A 16664-nucleotide genomic window follows, 5' to 3' on the forward strand; every position below is an offset into this window, starting at 1 on the left:
GCTTGGGATGGCTCACGCGGCCTCGTCGCTGGCGTCGAGCCCGTAGGCGGTGTGGAGCACGCGGACGGCGAGCTCGGTATAATCCTCGTCGATCAGCACCGAGACCTTGATCTCGCTGGTGGTGATGGCGAGCACGTTGATCTTGCGGTCGGCCAGTGCCTTGAACATCTGCGCCGCGACGCCGGCGTGGCTACGCATGCCGACGCCGACGACGGTGATCTTCGCCACCGACGTGTCGTGGATCACCTTGTCGTAGCCGATCGCGTCCTTCGCCTTGTCCAGCACGTCCAGCGCGCGCGCCAGTTCGGCGGCGGGCACGGTAAAGGTCACATCGGTCGAGCCGGTCGAATGCGCGACGTTCTGCACGATCATGTCGACGTTGATGCTGGCCTCGGCCAGCGGCGAGAAGATGCTCGCCACCGCGCCGGGCCGGTCGGGCACGGCGGTGAGCGTCACCTTCGCCTCGTTCTTGTCGTGCGCGATGCCGGTGATGAGCTGGCGTTCCATCTTTTCCTCGAGTTCTTCCTCGTTCACGATCATCGTACCCGGCAGGTCGCCCCCGTCCGGCGCGTCGCCGAACGAAGACAGCACCTGGACGCGCACGCCCTCCTTCATCGCCAGGCCGACCGAGCGGGTCTGCAACACCTTGGCACCGACGCTCGCCAGCTCGAGCATCTCTTCGTAAGTCACATACTTCAGTTTGCGCGCCTTGGGCACGATGCGCGGATCGGTGGTGTAGACGCCGTCGACGTCGGTGTAGATGTCGCAGCGATCCGCCTTCATCGCGGCGGCGACCGCGACCGCGCTGGTATCCGATCCGCCGCGGCCGAGGGTGGTCACCCGCCCGTCGGCGGCCATGCCCTGGAAGCCGGGGATCACCGCGACCTCACCCGAGGCCATCGCCGCGCCGAGCGCCGTGGTATCGATGCCGGTGATGCGCGCCGACGCATGCGCGTCGGACGTCTCGATCGGCATCTGCCAGCCGAGCCACGATCGCGCACGCACGCCCAGCGCCTGCAGCGCGATCGCCAGCAGCCCGCTGGTCACCTGCTCGCCCGACGCGACCACAACGTCATATTCGCGGCGGTCGTAGAGCGGGCTGGCCTCGCGGCAGAAATTGACGAGGCGATCGGTCTCGCCCGCCATTGCCGAGACGACGACCGCGACCTCGTTGCCACGCTCCACCTCGCGCTTCACGCGGGTGGCGACATTGCGGATGCGCTCGATGCCGGCCATCGAGGTCCCGCCGAACTTCATCACGATACGGGCCATTGAGCGTCGATCTTCGCAACTAAATTACGGGAATGCCGGCTTGGGCGCAGGCGGGCGCTCTGCTAGCGGCATGACATCATGAACGCAACCGACACGATCGTTCCCGCCGAGGCGGCGCATTTCGGCACGCTCGCGGCGGAGTGGTGGGATCCCAAGGGCTCGTCGGCGATGCTGCACCGGCTGAACCCGGCGCGGCTGGTCTATCTGCGCGCGCAGGTCGATGCGGCGTGGGACCTCGATCCGCGCACACGCACGCCGCTCGCCGGTCGCCGCGCGCTCGACGTCGGCTGCGGCGCGGGTTTGCTGTCGGAGCCGCTGGCGCGGCTCGGCGCGGCGGTCACTGGGCTCGACGCTGCGCCCGAAAATGTCGCGGTCGCGCGGGCGCATGCGGCGGGGCAGGGGCTGGCGATCGACTATCGGGCGGGCGATCTCGCGCAGGTGGCGGGCGAACGGTTCGATCTGGTCGTGTCGATGGAGGTGATCGAGCATGTCGCCGATCCGGCCGCGTTCGTCGCCGGCCTTGCCGGCGCGCTCGCCGACGATGGCCTGCTGATCCTCTCGACCCCCAACCGCACGCCGCTGTCGCGGCTCGCACTCATCACCGTGGGCGAGGGGCTGGGGATGGTGCCGAAGGGCACGCACGACTGGAGCCGGTTCCTCACCCCCGACGAACTGACTGCATTGCTGGTGGCGGAAGGGCTGGACGTCGTCGATACGCGCGGGCTGGCGTTCGATCCGCGCACCGGCTTCACTCTGTCGGCCAATATGGCGATGGGTTATTTCGTCACGGCGCGCAGGAGCTAGCATGATCCGGTTCGATCCCGACGCCGCCACCGCCGCCTACATGGCGACGCTGTCGCCCGCGGCGCATGCCCGCGCGACCGCTTACACGCAGGGCGGCCACTGGCTGCTATTGTGGGGCTGGCTGGTCACCGTGCTCGCCGCGTGGATCATCCTGCGGTCGGGTCTGCTCGTCCGCATCCGCGACCGGATCGAGCGGCGGCGCGCGCGGCCGAACCTCGCCGTGCTCGGCTGCGTGGTCGCCTTCCTGGTGGCGGACTGGCTGCTCGAACTGCCCTGGTCGATCTATTCGGCATGGTGGCGCGAGGGCCAATATGGCCTGACCAAGCAGCCACTCGGCGGCTGGCTCGGCGAGAATCTCATGTCGTTCGCGATCAGCGCGATCGTGTGGGCGCTGATCGGGCTCGCGGTCTTCGCGCTGATCCGCCGTGCGCCGCGCTGGTGGTGGGCGTGGTCGGGCGGGGTGGTCGTGCTGGCGCTGGCGGTGCTGCTGATCCTCGGGCCGATCCTGATCGAGCCTTTGTTCAACACCTATACGCCGGCCCCGCCGGGGCCGACGCGCGACGCGGTGGTGGCGTTGGCGAAACGGAGCGGCGTGCCGTCGGACAAGATCTTCGTCTTCAACGGCTCGAAGCAATCCGAGCGCTACACCGCCAACGTCTCCGGCCTGTTCGGCAGCGCGCGCGTCGCGATGAGCGACACGATGTTCGCGCAGGGCGCCGATCTGGCCGAGGTGCGCGGCGTCGTCGGCCACGAAATGGGCCATTATGCCCGCGCGCATGTGCTGTGGATGGTGCTGGGGTTCGGCCTGATCGCGATCGTGGGGCTGTGGATCGTCGGCCGCTTCTTTCCGGTCGTGCTCGGCTGGACCGGGCAGGCTGCTCGAATCGCGGGCATCGCCGATCCGGCCGGCCTGCCCGTGCTGATGGCGATGATCGCCACGCTCGGCCTGCTCGCCACGCCGCTGACCAACACGCTGACCCGGCTGGAGGAAAGCGACGCCGATCGCTTTTCCTACGATCATGCGCACGAGCCCGACGGCATGGCGAAGGCGCTGGTCAAGACGATCGCCTATCGCGCCTCCTCGCCGTCATGGATCGAGGAGGCGATCTTCTACGATCATCCGAGCGTCGAACGGCGCGTGCATCGGGCGATGGTGTGGAAGGCGCAGCATCCCGATCTCGTCGGGAAGTGATCTAGCGCGCGGGCGCGACACCCGGCGCGTCGATATGGACGACCAGCCACGGCCGTTCGACCAGATCGCGGCCATCATGGTAGCTCGGCAACCGCGACCATTGGCCGACGGTGACGAACATGCCGCCATTGGTGAGCGCGATGCTGTCGGGGGCGATCAGCCGCGGATCGCGCGCCACGGTCGACAGGTGGCCATCGGGCCAGAGCCGCTCGATCGCGTGGCGCTCCAGATCGGTGAAGAAGAGCGAGCCGTCGGCCCCCGCCGCCATGCCGTCGGCGACGCCGACTTCGCCCTCGTCGCGAATCGCAGCGCGTAAGGCTGCTTCGGTCGTGGCGGGGTCGGCGAGCAAGGCGGTCGGCAGGCTGTAGAGCCGGCGGCCGGCGAGCGGCGACCAGTAAAGCCACTTCTTGTCGGCGCTCAGCACGATGCCGTCGATCGCGCCGACCGCGAAATTGGGGTGCCTCGGGTCGTAGCGCTTCAGATCGCCGTCGACCATCATCGCGAACCCCGGAACCGGGCTGACCTGCGGTGCGCCGGTGAGGAGGTGGCGTGCGGCGCGCGTCGCCAGATCGACGACGATGATGCCGGGATGATCGCCCGATATGTCGGAAATATAGGCGGTGCCGGCCGATCCGTGCGTCAGGTCGATGCGGATGTCGTTGACCGCCGTCCCGGTGGGGGCTCCCGGCGCGACCAGCGCGATATCTTCCACAATGCGACGGGTGGCCGGATCGATTGCGAACAGATGCGGGCGCGGCGCGCCATGCGCGCCGGCGACGATGCCCTCGTCGAGCAGCCACAGCCGTCCGCGCGCGTCGATCGTCATGCCGAGCGGCGAGACGAACTGCGCCTGCGCTGCCGCGTCGGGCCATGCGGTGAGCTTGCCATCGCGCCATAGCCCGAGACGCGGCCCCGGATGATCGAACGCGCTGCGCGGGAAGGAGATGACCAGTCCGCCATCGGGGAGAGCCGCGATGCCCGACGGCTGCGCCTGGTCGAATCGCGCGACGACGCGGACGTTGCCGCTCGGCCGCGCGCCGTGATCGACGCTATCGGGTCGCTCGACGCCGGTCGCCGTGGGCGCCGCGCCGACCGCTCCGAGCAACGCGACGCCGATGGCGACGCGAAACGAGCGGCTGCGAAGGCTGGACAGGCGGAATGACATCGAGACGGGCTTTCTTGCGCGGCGGAATGGATCCCGAACCCCGCAGCCGCATATGGGTTTCCGTATGGCCGGATCGGGCTAGCTCAGCCGGTCGAGCGCCTCGTCGCTGAGGCTGCCGGGGATGATCATCACCGGGCAGGTCATCTTGCCCGCGCCGGGGCCGGCAAAATGCGCGACCAGCGGGCCGGGGCCGTCGACCACCGCCGCGCCCAGCACCAGCGCCGCGACGTCGCTGCGTTCCTTGAGCAATTTGTTGACCACCGCGACGCCCTCTCCCTGCCGTACGATGATCTCGGGCTTCACGCCGGTTTCCTCCAGCAGCGCGCCGGCTGCGGCGGCGACCAGCGCCTCGACGCGCAGTGTCTCTTCCTCTTCCATCGCCGCCTGGACGCTGGCGAGGTGGACGAACTCGGCCTGCGGCACCAGCGCGAGGATGGCGATGGCGCTGCCGGTCTTGGCGGCGCGGCGCGCGGCGAAGCGCAGCGCGACCCGCGCCTCGGGCTTGTCGTCGATCACGGCGAGGTAGGTCCGCATGGCGCGCGAGAGTGTCGCGTCGCCCCCCGCGACGCAAGCGCCTTGACCGGCAGTGCCCGCTGGCCGAAATGAGGCGCCGACCATCCGCTCCCCGAAAAGGCTTTCGCGCTCCATGCCGATCGAGATCAAGATGCCCGCTTTGTCCCCGACGATGGAGGAGGGGACGCTCGCCAAATGGCTGGTGAAGGAGGGCGACACCGTCAAGTCGGGCGATATCCTCGCCGAGATCGAGACCGACAAGGCGACGATGGAGTTCGAGACCATCGACGAAGGCACGATCACCAAGCTGATGGTGGCCGAGGGATCGGACGGCGTGAAGGTGGGTGCCACCATCGCGTGGCTGGCCGGAGAGGACGAGGATGCGTCCGAACCTGCCCCCAAGGCCGATGCGCCGCCCGCCGCCAAGCCTGCCGCCGCCCCAAAGGCTGAGCCCGAAGTGGCCGAGAAGGGCTATGGTGCGAGCCCGGCGACCGATCCCAAGCCGTCCGACGTGAGCGCGAGCGCCGCTGCCGCGCCTGCCGCCAGTGGCGACCGCGTCCGGGCGACCCCGCTCGCCCGTCGCATCGCCGAACAGAAGGGCCTCGACCTGGCGGCGCTTGCCGGCACCGGCCCGAACGGCCGCATCGTCAAGGCCGACGTCGAGGGCGCGCAGCCCGGCCAGGCCAAGCCGGCCCCGGCCGCCGCGCCTGCGTCGGCCGCTGCCGAAGCGCCGAAGCCGGCTCCGGTCACCGCCGCGCCCGAGGGCGTGCCGGCCGAGACGGTCAAGCTGTCGAACATGCGCAAGACGATCGCGCGCCGCCTGACCGAGTCGAAGCAGCAGGTGCCGCACATCTACCTGACCGTCGACATCAACCTCGACGCGCTGCTGAAGCTGCGCACCGAGCTCAACAAGGGGCTGGAGAGCCGCGGCGTGAAGCTGTCGGTCAACGACATGCTCGTCAAGGCGCAGGCTGTTGCGTTGATGGAGGTGTCGGCCTGCAACGTGCAGTTCGGCGGCGACACGCTGATCCAGTTCAAGCGCGCCGACATCTCGGTCGCGGTGTCGATCCCCGGCGGGCTCATCACGCCGGTCGTCACCGGCGCCGACACCAAGTCGCTCTCCGCCATCGCCACCGAGATCAAGGATCTCGCGGGCCGGGCGCGCGAGGGCAAGCTGCAGCCGCACGAATATCAGGGCGGCACCGCCAGCCTGTCCAACATGGGCATGTACGGCATCAAGCAGTTCGAGGCGGTCATCAACCCGCCGCAGGCGATGATCCTCGCGATCGGCGCGGGCGAGAAGCGGCCCTATGTCGTCGGTGACGAGCTGACCGTCGCCACGATCATGTCGGCGACCGGCAGCTTCGACCATCGCGCGATCGATGGCGCGGACGGCGCGGCCTTCATGGCGGCGTTCAAGCGGCTGGTGGAGAACCCGCTGGCGATGCTGGCTTGAGCGGCAGCGACCAGCCCGCCGGTCCGCCGGAGGTCGAGCCGGCGATCCGCGTCGTGGCGATGCCGGCCGACACCAATCCTTATGGTGATATCTTCGGCGGCTGGCTGCTGAGCCAGATGGATTCGGCCGCCGGCACGGTCGCCGCGCAATATAGCGGCGGCCGTGCCGTCACCATCGCGATCGATGGCATGACCTTCCACCGGCCGGTCAAGGTCGGCGACGTGGTGTCGGTCTATGCCGAGGTGGTGTCGACCGGCCGCTCGTCGATGAAGATCGAGGTCGCCGCGTGGCGCCGCGTCCGCGCGGGCACCGAGAGCGACCGCGTCACCCACGCCCATTTCACCTTCGTCGCCATCGGCGAGGATGGCCGGCCGCGTCCCATCGTGCCATGATGGCTGGTCGGCGTAAGTCCGGCGCGCGAGGTTGAGGGGGACGGATGGTAAGGCGCGTGGCGCTCGGCTGGGCCATGACGACGTTGGCGGCCGTCGCCGCCGACGCGCAGGATAGCGGTCGCGCCTCCGATCGCGCGCTCGCGCCGCTGGTGAACTGCCGCCAGACCGCCGACCCGCGCGCGCGCGCGACCTGCTACGATGCCGCGCTCGATACGCTGCAGCAGGCAGTGGCGGCGCGGCGCGTGGTGATCGTCGATCGCGAACAGGTGGCGCAGGACCGCACCGTCGGTTTCGGCGTGCTCGTTCCCGAGCGGAGATTGCCGAGCGCACCGCGCCGTCCCTCGATCGATCCGGTCGAGATCGTCTCGACCGTCGTCTCGGTCAGCCAATATGGCTACGATCAGTGGACGATCCGCATCGCCAGCGGCGCCGTGTGGCGGACGATCGAGACCGGCCTTGTCGATCCGCCGAAGCCCGGCGCGGAAATCCGCATCCGCCGCGCGGCGATGGGCAGCTATATGCTGAAGATCGGCCGCTACGGCCATGCGACGCGCGCGATCCGGGTCGGCTGAGGATGGCGGATGGGGAGCGTGCCGCCTCGATGCGGCTGGTGGTGGTCGCGTCCGCGCTCGGCACGATGTTCGAATGGTATGATTTCTTCGTCTACGGCACGCTCGCCGGGATCATCGGTTCGCATTTCTTTCCCGCTGGAAACGAGACGGTTTCGCTGCTGATCGCGCTGGCGACGTTCGGCGTCGGCTTCGGCATGCGGCCGATCGGCGCGGCTTTGTTCGGGGTGCTCGGCGACCGGCTGGGCCGCAAATACACCTTCCTCGCGACGGTCGTGCTGATGGGCGGCTCGACCGCGGCGATCGGCCTGCTGCCGACCTACGCCACGATCGGCATCGCCGCGCCCGCCATCCTCGTCCTGCTGCGCATCGGTCAGGGGCTGGCGCTGGGCGGCGAATATGGCGGGGCGGCGGTCTATGTCGCCGAATATGCGCCGGCGCATCGCCGCGGGCTCTACACCAGCTTCATCCATGCCGGGGTGGCGGGCGGCTTCCTGCTCAGCCTCGCGGTGGTGCTGGCGGCCAATGCCTATGTCGCGCCGGCGGCGTGGACCGAATGGGGTTGGCGCCTGCCGTTCCTGTTCAGCACCGTGCTGCTCGCCGTATCCTTGTGGGTGCGGATGCTGCTGCATGAAAGCCCGGTGTTCCGCACGATGCAGGCCGAGGGGCGCGTCGCCGGCAATCCGCTGCGCGAAAGCTTCGACAGCCGCGCCAAGGCGCTGCGCATCCTCGCCGTGCTCGGCGTGGCGGCGGGCATGACGGTGCTGTTCTATTCGGCGCAGATCCAGTCGCTCTATTTCCTCCAGAACACCGTGCGCATCGCCGACACGCCCGCGCGGCTGATCGTCGGCCTCGCCGCGGCCAGCAGCATGATCTGGTACGTCCTGTTCGGCTGGCTGTCGGATCATGTCGGGCGCAAGCCGCCGATCGTGGTCGGCTATGTGCTGGCGATCCTCTGCATCTTCCCGCTGCATCGCCAGATGGCCGAGGACGGCAACCCGGTGCTGGCGGCGGCACGTGCCCGCGCACCGGTGATCGTGACCGGCAGCGACTGCCGCTACGATCCCTTCGCCTCCCACGGCCAGGCGACGCCATGTGCCCGCATCCTCGACAGCTTGTCGAAACGCGGGGTCGCCTACACCAAGGCGTCGGCCGCGCCGGGCGTGCCGCCGAGCGTGACGATCGGCGGCCATCCGGTGCTGGCGCTGGACGACGCTTCGCTCGCCTCGGCGCTGGCGGGGGCAGGCTATCCGCCGGACAAGGTGGTGCCGGATTATGGCGCGGCGATCCGCGTCGCGCTCGCGATCATGGGGCTGGCGCTGTTCTCGGGCATGACCTTCGGCCCGCTCGCGGCATGGCTGGTCGAACTGTTCCCGGCGCGGGTGCGCTACACCTCGCTGTCGATCCCCTACAATGTCGGCACCGGCTATTTCGGCGGCTTCCTGCCCTTCATCGTTCAATATGCCGTGGCGCGGACCGGCGATCCGTTCGCCGGCCTGTGGTACGTCGTCGCGGTGGCGATCCTCAGCCTGATCGTCAGCGCCGCGACCTTGCCCGAAACCGCCGGACGGGAGCTCGAATGACCGACGACGACATCATGCTGGTGAACCGGCTCGCCGATGCAGCGGGCGCGGCGATCCGCCCTTTCTACCGCCGGCCGTTCGCGATGGAGACCAAGTCCGACGCCTCGCCGGTGACCGAGGTCGATCGCGCCGCCGAGACGGCGATCCGCGCGATCCTGGCGGCGGAGCGCCCGGCGGACGGCGTGATCGGTGAGGAATTTGGCGACGATCGGCCCGAGGCGGAGCGCGTCTGGGTGATCGATCCGATCGACGGCACGCGCGCCTTCCTCGCCGGCCGGCCGCTGTTCGGCACGCTCATCGCGCTGCTGGAGGCGGGGCGACCGGTGCTGGGCGTGATCGACCAGCCGATCGCACGCGACCGCTGGCTGGGCGCTGCGGGCCGGCCCACACAGCTCAATGGCGAGGCCGCCACGGTGCGCGCGTGCGGCGCGCTCGCCTCTGCCTATATCGCCACCACCGGCCCATCCTATTTCGCGCCGCCCGAATGGGCCGCGTTCGAGCGGTTGCGCGGTGCCTGCCACGACGTGTTGTGGGGCGGCGACTGTCATAATTACGGCCTGCTCGCCTCGGGCCATCTCGACCTGGTCGTCGAGAGCGGGCTCAAGCTGCACGATTTCGCGGCGCTCGTGCCGGTGGTCGAGGGCGCGGGCGGGCGCATGACCGATTGGGCGGGCAGGCCGCTCGACGCCGGCAGCAGCGGCCATGTCATCGCCGCGGGCGATCCCGCGCTGATCGAGGCGGCGGTGGCGGCGCTGGCCTGAAACCCTCGCAGGCGGTAAGCGGGGCGGATCATGCCAGTTTTGCCCACCATCGCCATCGTCGGTCGCCCCAATGTGGGCAAGTCCACCCTGTTCAACCGGCTGGTCGGCAAGAAGCTGGCGCTGGTCGACGATCGCCCCGGCGTCACGCGCGATCGGCGCGAGGGCGAGGCGACCCTGCTCGGGCTCGATTTCCGCATCGTCGACACCGCCGGCTTCGAGGACGAGGATCCGCAGACGCTCCCCGGCCGGATGCGCGCGCAGACGCAGGCGGCGGTCTCCGATGCCGATGCGGCATTGTTCCTGTTCGACGCACGCGTGGGCGTGACGCCGCTGGACGAGGAGATGGGCCGCTGGCTGCGCAACGGCGACACGCCGGTGATCCTCGCGGGCAACAAGGCCGAGGGCAAAGCGGGCGAGAGCGGCCTGCTCGACGCGTTCAAGCTGGGCTTCGGCGAGGCGATCCCGCTGTCGGCCGAACATGGCGAGGGGCTGGTCGACCTGTTCGAGGCGATCCGGCCGATCGTCGACGATTTCGATCCCGGCGAGGTCGAGGACGAGGAAGGCACCGACGGGCCGCTCAAGCTGGCGATCGTCGGCCGCCCGAATGCGGGCAAGTCGACCCTCGTCAACCAGATGCTGGGCGAGGACCGGATGATTACGGGTCCGGAGGCGGGCATCACGCGCGATTCGATCGCGATCGACTGGGAATGGTTCGGCAAGCCCGTTCGCCTGATCGACACGGCCGGCCTGCGCCGCAAGGCGAAGGTGGAGGACAAGCTCGAGCGGCTGTCGGCGGCCGACACGCAGCGCGCGATCGACTTTGCCGAGGTGGTGGTGCTGCTGCTCGACGCGACGCGCGGGCTGGAGGCGCAGGATCTGCGCATCGCATCGCAGGTGATCGAGGAAGGGCGCGCGCTGATCGTCGCGGTGAGCAAGTGGGACGTCGCCGAGAATGCGCCGAGCCTGTTCCAGGGCATACGCGGCGCGCTCGACGACGGGCTCGCGCAGGTGAAGGGCCTGCCGCTCATCACCGTTTCGGGCGTCACCGGGCGCGGCGTCGACCAGCTGATCCAGGCGGCGTTCGCGACGCGTGAGGCGTGGTCGGCGCGCGTCGGTACGGGCGAGCTCAACCGCTGGTTCGAGCGCGCGTTGGAGGCGAACCCGCCGCCCGCGCCCGGCGGCAAGCGGATCAAGCTGCGCTACCTCACCCAGGCACGCACGCGGCCGCCGACCTTCGTGCTGTTCGGCACGCGTGTCGACCAATTGCCCGAAAGCTACCGCCGTTACCTCGTCAACGGCATAAGGCGCGAACTCGGCTTCGGTGCGGTGCCGGTGCGGCTCAACCTGCGCGCGCCCAAGAATCCGTTCGGGGGATGAGCGAAGGCGCGGTCGCGATCGACGCGCGCGGCCTGCGCTGCCCGTGGCCGGCGCTGCGACTGGCGCGGGTGATGCGCAGCGCGCGCAGCGTATCGATCCGCGCCGACGATCCGCTGGCCCCGGCCGAGATCGCCGCGCTGGCGACGGCCAACGGCTGGACGGTGCATCCGGCCGGCGACACGCTGGTCGTGACCGCGGCAGACCGATAAACGTTTATTTTACGCTGCGCTTGCTAGGCCTGCTCACCGCCGCAACCGGCGGAGGGAATGCACGTGAGCGAATTCGGGCCGATCGATCATGGCCAGTTGAGCAAGGCGCAGCGCGAGATGGGCACCGCCTTTCCGCGCATCCTGAGCTATTATGCCGAGGACGGCGAACGCTCGGTGGCCGAGATCGAGAATGCGGTGCGCGGCGCCAATGCGGCGGGCCTCGTCCGCCCGGCGCACACGCTGAAGGGCGAATCGCTGCAGTTCGGCGCTGCCCATCTAGGCATGCTCGCCGAGAAGATCGAGATGGCCGGACGCCAGGCCGTCGAGGATCGCACCTTTCCGGCCGACATGGTGGCCGAAGCCGCGCGGCTCCGGCCCCTGTTTCACGAAGCGATCAATGCGCTGCGCCAGACGATCGTCGCGCCGCCCGCGCCGGTGCGGCGCGCGCCCGGGGGATTCGGGCGCAAGACGAGCTGAGCTGGCTCGGGCCCAGCCCGCGAAAGCCCGACTTCTGAAGCCTTGGGCTCCGGCCTGCGCCGGAGCACGGTGCCGTTCGGGACGGCGGCGGGCGCGAGGCGCCGCGCCGAAGCGCGTCAGCCCTTGGCTTCTTCTTCCGCCGGCTTCGACTGGAGCTGGACGTAATTGTGGATGCCCATCCGTTCGATCATGTCGAACTGGCGCTCCAGATAATCGACATGCTCCTCCTCATTGTCGAGGATGCGCTTGAACAGGTCGCGGCTGATATAGTCGCGCACCTCTTCGCAGTGCGCGATCGCATCGCGCAGCAGGGGGATGGCGTCGCCTTCCAGCGCGAGGTCGGCGCGGAGGATCTCCTCCACCGTCTCGCCGATGCGCAGGCGGCCGAGCAGCTGGAAGTTGGGCAGGCCGTCGAGGAACAGGATGCGCGCCGCCAGCCAGTCGGCATGCTTCATCTCGTCGATCGACTCGTGATATTCGAACTTCGCGAGGTGGGCGATGCCCCAGTGATCCAGCATGCGGTAATGCAGGAAATACTGGTTGATCGCGGTCAGCTCGTTCTTGAGCGCCCCGTTGAGAAATTCGATGACCTTATCGTCGCCCTTCATCGGACTGCTCCTTGTTCGATGGGGCGCCGATACAGAAGCGCACGGCCGAAACGAAGCGCGAACGACTCGCGCGAATCGTTATCAGGGCAGCGCGCGTCAGGCTGCGGCGCTGCGCTCTTCGGCGATCAGCGCGCGGGCGAAGGGGATGCATTGGCCGCAGCGCGGGCGACGGCCGAGGCTGGCATAGGCCTGGAGCGGACAGTCGACGCCGGAGCGTGCGGCCTCCCGCACGTCACGTTCCCGAATCGCATTGCACGAACAAACGACCACGCCCGTCTCCTTACCGGCAGAGCCTTTCTAGCATCTTGCAAATAACTCGCAATATCTTAACGTCGGATTGAGACGAACCGCAGCCGCGTCATGCTGCGCCACAGCCACTCCATCGGGCCATAGGCGAAGCGGTCGAGCCAAAAACGGCTCCACAGCGGCATCAACGCGGCAGCGGCGAGCGCGATCGGCAGCAAGCCCCAGCGCTCGACCCGGCCGTAGAGATCGAGGCCCCATCCGAGGAAGACCGCATCCATGACGAGGCTGGCGCCCAGGTAATTCGTGAGCGCCGCGCGCCCGGTCGCGGCGACTCTCGTGCGCAAGCCGCTTTCGCCGGTGCCGAACCACAGCAGGATCAGCGCGGCCAGCGCGACCGCCAGCAACCAGCGGATCGGCGTCGCCACCACGCCCGCGAGCAGGCTCGTCATCAGCGGCGGGAAGCCCGCGGCGATCAGCCAGACGGCCAATGCGATCATCGACGGCAGGCCGATCGCGAAGCCGATTCGCGCGACGCGGGTGTATCGCGCGCGCGGCCACGCGCCGGTGAGGAAGCCCGAACGCAGCCCCGCCATGCCCAGCAACATCAGCCCAAGCGTCTCCGGGCCGTTGAGGATCAGGTCGCCCAGCCACGACCCCGCCTCCTGTACGCCGCGCGCGGCGACCAAAGCGAGCCACGGGCCGCGATGCAGCGCCAGATCGGCGGCGAGCGGCGCGGCGCGTGGCCGCCCGATCTGGTCGAGCACGTCCTGCCACAGCGCAACGTCGCCGGGCGCGGCACCCGGGGCATGCGCGGCCGCCGCCAGCGCTGCGAGACCCTCGAAATGCAGGCCCAGCACGGCCATGCCGATCAGCATCATCAGCCCTGACAGCACCAGCAGCGATTCGACCGCCAGCCGCCGCAGCGGGAATGCCGCCATGCCCACCAGCGCGTACAGGACGAGGATGTCGCCGTCCCACAGCAGGCAGGCATGCACGATCCCGATCAGCAGCAACGCCGCCATGCGGGCATAATGGACGCGCGCGGCGCTCCGCCCGGATGCTTCGGCGCGCTCGGCGACCAGCAACAGGCTCGCCCCGAACAGAGCCGAGAAGAGCGCGCGCATCTTGCCGTCGACCAGCACCAGCTCGACCGCCCAGACGAGGATGTCGGCGGGATGCATCGGCCCGAAATTGGCGGGGTTGTCATAGGCGGTGAACGGCATGGCGAAGGCGTTCACGTTCATGAGCAGGATGCCCATCACCGCGACCCCACGCACCGCATCGAGCGGCAGGATGCGGCCGGAGGTGGGGACGCTCATACATCCTCCCCGGAACGGGGAGGGGAACCATGCGCAGCATGGTGGAGGGGTAAACGCAGTCGGCAGGCATGAACGATCGCCCCAACCGCTGCATCGATATCACGTATCACGTCCACGGCGCGCAGCCTCAACGTCGCCACGCCTTGCGTCGCCAGCCACGCGTCGCGTTCGCCGTCCCGCTCGGGCGCGTCCCCCATGTCGTGCGCTATGCCATCCACCTCGATCGCGAGCCGTGCCTCGTGGCAGTAGAAGTCGAGCACGTAAGGGCCTGCCGGGTGCTGACGACGGAACTTGAAACCAGCCGGCCGCTCGCGGAGGCGAACCCACAGCCGCACTTCGGGCACGCTCATAGCGCGGCGGAACGTGCGGGCCTTTTTGACGGTGTGTTTCGGGCCGCTCAGCATTGCCCCTCCACCATCGCTGCGCGATGGTCCCCCTCCCCGAGCGAGCTCGGGGAGGAGATGTTCACGCCAGCGCCGCGTCGGCGCCCATCAGCTTGGGGAAGAAGCCTTCGTGGGCGGTGCGGAGCGCGTCGAGCGGGACGCAGAAGTCGCCGGTTTCGGTCTCGAAGATCAGGCGGGTGCCGCTCGTACGGCCGATCGGATCGGCCACGATGCCCGCCGCCTGTGCGCCGGCGAGGAAGCCGAGCAGCGCATGATCGTGCAAGGTGACGAGGTAGAGCCCCTGATCCTCGGCGAACAGCGAACCGGCGAGGCCATGCGGCACCGCGCCGTCGATCAGCGCGCCGACATTGCCCGCCAGTGCCATCTCGGCCAGCGCCACCGCGACGCCGCCATCGGAAACGTCGTGGCAGGCGGTGATCCAGCCTTCCTCGATGCCGTTGCGGACATAGTCGCCCGTGCGGCGCTCGGCGGCAAGGTCGACCGGCGGCGGCGGCCCGGCGTCGCGGCCGTCGAGGCCGTGAATGTCGCGCAGCCACAACGACTGGCCGAGATGGCCGCGCCGTTCGCCGACCAGCACGACGATGTCGCCCTTCTGGCGGAAGCCGATGCCGACCGAGCGCTTCCAATCCTGCATCAGGCCGACGCCGCCGATCGCGGGCGTGGGCAGGATCGCGCTGCCCGAGCCATCGTCATTCTTGGTCTCGTTGTAGAGGCTGACATTGCCCGAGACGATCGGGAAATCGAGCGCGGTGCACGCCTCGGCCATGCCCTCGATGCAGCCGACGAACTGGCCCATGATCTCGGGCCGCTGCGGGTTGCCGAAATTCATGCAGTCGGTCGTCGCCAACGGCTTGGCGCCGACCGCGGAGAGGTTGCGGAAGCATTCGGCGATCGCCTGCTTGCCGCCCTCATACGGGTCGGCATAGCAATAACGCGGCGTGCAGTCGGTGCTGATCGCCAGCGCCTTGTCGGTGCCGTGGACGCGCACCACCGCGGCGTCGCCACCGGGGCGCTGCACCGTGTCGGCGCCGACCATCGTGTCATATTGCTCCCAGATCCAGCGGCGGCTGGCGAGATCGGGCGAGGCCATCAGCTTGAGCAGGTCGGCCGCAGGGTCGGCGCTGTCGGGCAGGCCGGTCGGCATCGCCGGCGGTTCGGTGCGCACCCACGGCCGGTCATATTTGGGCGCCTCGTCGGCCAAGGGGCCGAGCGGGATGTCGCATACGGTCGCGCCGTTGAAGGTGAGCACCATGCGGCCGGTGTCGGTGACGTGGCCGATCACCGCGAAATCGAGTTCCCACTTGTGGAACAGCGCCTCGGCCTCGGCCTCGCGGCCGGGCTTCAGCACCATCAGCATGCGCTCCTGGCTCTCGGAGAGCATCATCTCGTAGGGCGTCATGCCCTCCTCGCGGCATGGCACGGCGTTCATGTCGAGTTCGATGCCGACGCCGCCCTTCGACGCCATCTCGACCGAGGAGGAGGTGAGGCCGGCCGCGCCCATGTCCTGGATCGCGACGATCGCGTCGGAGGCCATCAGCTCGAGGCACGCCTCGATCAGCAGTTTCTCGGTGAACGGGTCGCCGACCTGCACGGTCGGGCGCTTCTCCTCCGAATCCTCGGAGAAGTCGGCCGACGCCATCGTCGCGCCGTGGATGCCGTCGCGGCCGGTCTTGGAGCCGACATAGACGATCGGATTGCCGATGCCCGATGCCGCCGAATAGAAGATCTTCGCGGTTTCGGCGACGCCGACCGTCATCGCGTTGACGAGGATGTTGCCGTCATAGGCCGGGTGGAAATTGACCTCGCCGCCCACCGTGGGCACGCCGACGCAATTGCCATAGCCGCCAATGCCGTGGACCACGCCCGCGATCAGGTGGCGCATCTTGGGATGATCGGGCCGGCCGAAGCGCAAGGCGTTCAGGTTCGCGACCGGACGCGCGCCCATCGTGAACACGTCGCGCAAAATGCCGCCGACGCCGGTCGCCGCACCCTGATAGGGCTCGATGTACGAGGGGTGGTTGTGGCTCTCCATCTTGAAGATGGCGGCCTGGCCGTCGCCGATGTCGATCACGCCGGCATTCTCGCCGGGGCCGCAGATCACCTGTGGGCCCTTGGTGGGCAATTTGCCGAGGTGGATGCGGCTCGATTTGTACGAGCAATGCTCGGACCACATCACCGAGAAGATGCCGAGTTCGGTGAGATTGGGCTCGCGGCCGAGCGCGTGGAGCACGCGATCATATTCCTCGGGGGAGAGGCCGTGCTCGGCGACGATTTGGGGCGTGATCTCGCTCATGCCCGCGCGGATAGCGGAGGGGCG

General features: G+C 69.1%; 18 protein-coding genes. 10 read left to right on the forward strand and 8 right to left on the reverse strand.

Annotation, left to right across the window (positions count from 1 at the left end):
* Positions 1-12: 12 nt before the first annotated feature.
* Complete coding sequence (locus tag K8P63_RS01480) at positions 13-1272, reverse strand: aspartate kinase (protein WP_223798121.1); 1260 nt, start codon at positions 1270-1272, stop codon at positions 13-15.
* Between the two features lie 78 nt (positions 1273-1350).
* Between K8P63_RS01480 and ubiG the strand changes: the two genes are divergently transcribed.
* Both ubiG and K8P63_RS01490 read left to right on the forward strand, forming a co-directional pair.
* A complete protein-coding gene (gene ubiG, locus K8P63_RS01485) occupies positions 1351-2076 on the forward strand; it encodes a bifunctional 2-polyprenyl-6-hydroxyphenol methylase/3-demethylubiquinol 3-O-methyltransferase UbiG (protein ID WP_223798122.1) in 726 nt (241 codons plus the stop codon).
* A gap of 1 nt (position 2077) precedes the next feature.
* A complete protein-coding gene (locus K8P63_RS01490; protein WP_223798123.1) occupies positions 2078-3268 on the forward strand; it encodes a M48 family metalloprotease in 1191 nt (396 codons plus the stop codon).
* A 1-nt stretch (position 3269) separates the two neighbouring features.
* Here the strand turns inward: K8P63_RS01490 and K8P63_RS01495 are convergent, their stop codons facing one another.
* Both K8P63_RS01495 and K8P63_RS01500 read right to left on the reverse strand, forming a co-directional pair.
* Positions 3270-4433, reverse strand: a complete 1164-nt coding sequence (locus K8P63_RS01495) for an SMP-30/gluconolactonase/LRE family protein (RefSeq protein ID WP_223798124.1) — start codon at positions 4431-4433, stop codon at positions 3270-3272.
* A 78-nt stretch (positions 4434-4511) separates the two neighbouring features.
* Positions 4512-4967: a universal stress protein gene (locus K8P63_RS01500; protein ID WP_223798125.1), complete on the reverse strand. Its 456-nt coding sequence runs from the start codon at positions 4965-4967 to the stop codon at positions 4512-4514.
* A gap of 112 nt (positions 4968-5079) precedes the next feature.
* On the opposite strand from K8P63_RS01500, the gene K8P63_RS01505 reads away from it, so the two are divergent.
* The 8 genes from K8P63_RS01505 (at position 5080) to K8P63_RS01540 (ending at position 11770) form a co-directional block, all read left to right on the forward strand.
* Positions 5080-6402, forward strand: coding sequence for a pyruvate dehydrogenase complex dihydrolipoamide acetyltransferase (locus K8P63_RS01505; protein WP_223798126.1), 1323 nt, complete (start codon positions 5080-5082; stop codon positions 6400-6402).
* A 59-nt stretch (positions 6403-6461) separates the two neighbouring features.
* Positions 6462-6794 (forward strand): acyl-CoA thioesterase, encoded by a 333-nt coding sequence (locus tag K8P63_RS01510; RefSeq protein WP_223799923.1) that lies wholly within the window; start codon positions 6462-6464, stop codon positions 6792-6794.
* 44 nt (positions 6795-6838) lie between these two features.
* Positions 6839-7366, forward strand: a complete 528-nt coding sequence (locus tag K8P63_RS01515; protein WP_223798127.1) for a hypothetical protein — start codon at positions 6839-6841, stop codon at positions 7364-7366.
* A 2-nt stretch (positions 7367-7368) separates the two neighbouring features.
* The gene (locus tag K8P63_RS01520; protein ID WP_223798128.1) at positions 7369-8946 is read left to right on the forward strand and encodes an MFS transporter; all 1578 of its coding nucleotides are present in this window, start codon (positions 7369-7371) and stop codon (positions 8944-8946) included.
* A complete protein-coding gene (gene hisN / locus K8P63_RS01525) occupies positions 8943-9707 on the forward strand; it encodes a histidinol-phosphatase (RefSeq protein ID WP_223798129.1) in 765 nt (254 codons plus the stop codon). The genes K8P63_RS01520 and hisN overlap by 4 nt, the downstream gene beginning before the upstream one ends.
* A 30-nt stretch (positions 9708-9737) precedes the next feature.
* A complete protein-coding gene (der, locus tag K8P63_RS01530) occupies positions 9738-11084 on the forward strand; it encodes a ribosome biogenesis GTPase Der (RefSeq protein ID WP_223798130.1) in 1347 nt (448 codons plus the stop codon).
* Positions 11081-11293, forward strand: coding sequence for a sulfurtransferase TusA family protein (locus tag K8P63_RS01535; RefSeq protein ID WP_223798131.1), 213 nt, complete (start codon positions 11081-11083; stop codon positions 11291-11293). The genes der and K8P63_RS01535 overlap by 4 nt, the downstream gene beginning before the upstream one ends.
* Before the next feature lie 63 nt (positions 11294-11356).
* The gene (locus K8P63_RS01540; protein ID WP_223798132.1) at positions 11357-11770 is read left to right on the forward strand and encodes an Hpt domain-containing protein; all 414 of its coding nucleotides are present in this window, start codon (positions 11357-11359) and stop codon (positions 11768-11770) included.
* A 116-nt stretch (positions 11771-11886) separates the two neighbouring features.
* On the opposite strand, the gene bfr is transcribed toward K8P63_RS01540, so the two are convergent.
* The 5 genes from bfr to purL form a co-directional block, all read right to left on the reverse strand.
* A complete protein-coding gene (gene bfr / locus K8P63_RS01545; RefSeq protein WP_223798133.1) occupies positions 11887-12378 on the reverse strand; it encodes a bacterioferritin in 492 nt (163 codons plus the stop codon).
* 96 nt (positions 12379-12474) lie between these two features.
* Entirely contained in the window at positions 12475-12648 is a 174-nt protein-coding gene (locus tag K8P63_RS01550; RefSeq protein WP_223798134.1) for a (2Fe-2S)-binding protein, read from the reverse strand.
* Between the two features lie 56 nt (positions 12649-12704).
* On the reverse strand, positions 12705-13943 hold the full coding sequence (locus K8P63_RS01555; RefSeq protein WP_223798135.1) for a DUF418 domain-containing protein: 1239 nt from the start codon (positions 13941-13943) through the stop codon (positions 12705-12707).
* Positions 13940-14347, reverse strand: a complete 408-nt coding sequence (locus tag K8P63_RS01560) for an endonuclease domain-containing protein (protein WP_223798136.1) — start codon at positions 14345-14347, stop codon at positions 13940-13942. Before K8P63_RS01560 ends, K8P63_RS01555 begins: the two co-directional genes overlap by 4 nt.
* A 61-nt stretch (positions 14348-14408) precedes the next feature.
* A complete protein-coding gene (gene purL, locus K8P63_RS01565) occupies positions 14409-16640 on the reverse strand; it encodes a phosphoribosylformylglycinamidine synthase subunit PurL (RefSeq protein ID WP_223798137.1) in 2232 nt (743 codons plus the stop codon).
* Between the last annotated feature and the right edge of the window lie 24 nt (positions 16641-16664).

Source organism: Sphingomonas nostoxanthinifaciens (genome assembly GCF_019930585.1).
Classification (GTDB): domain Bacteria; phylum Pseudomonadota; class Alphaproteobacteria; order Sphingomonadales; family Sphingomonadaceae; genus Sphingomonas_I; species Sphingomonas_I nostoxanthinifaciens.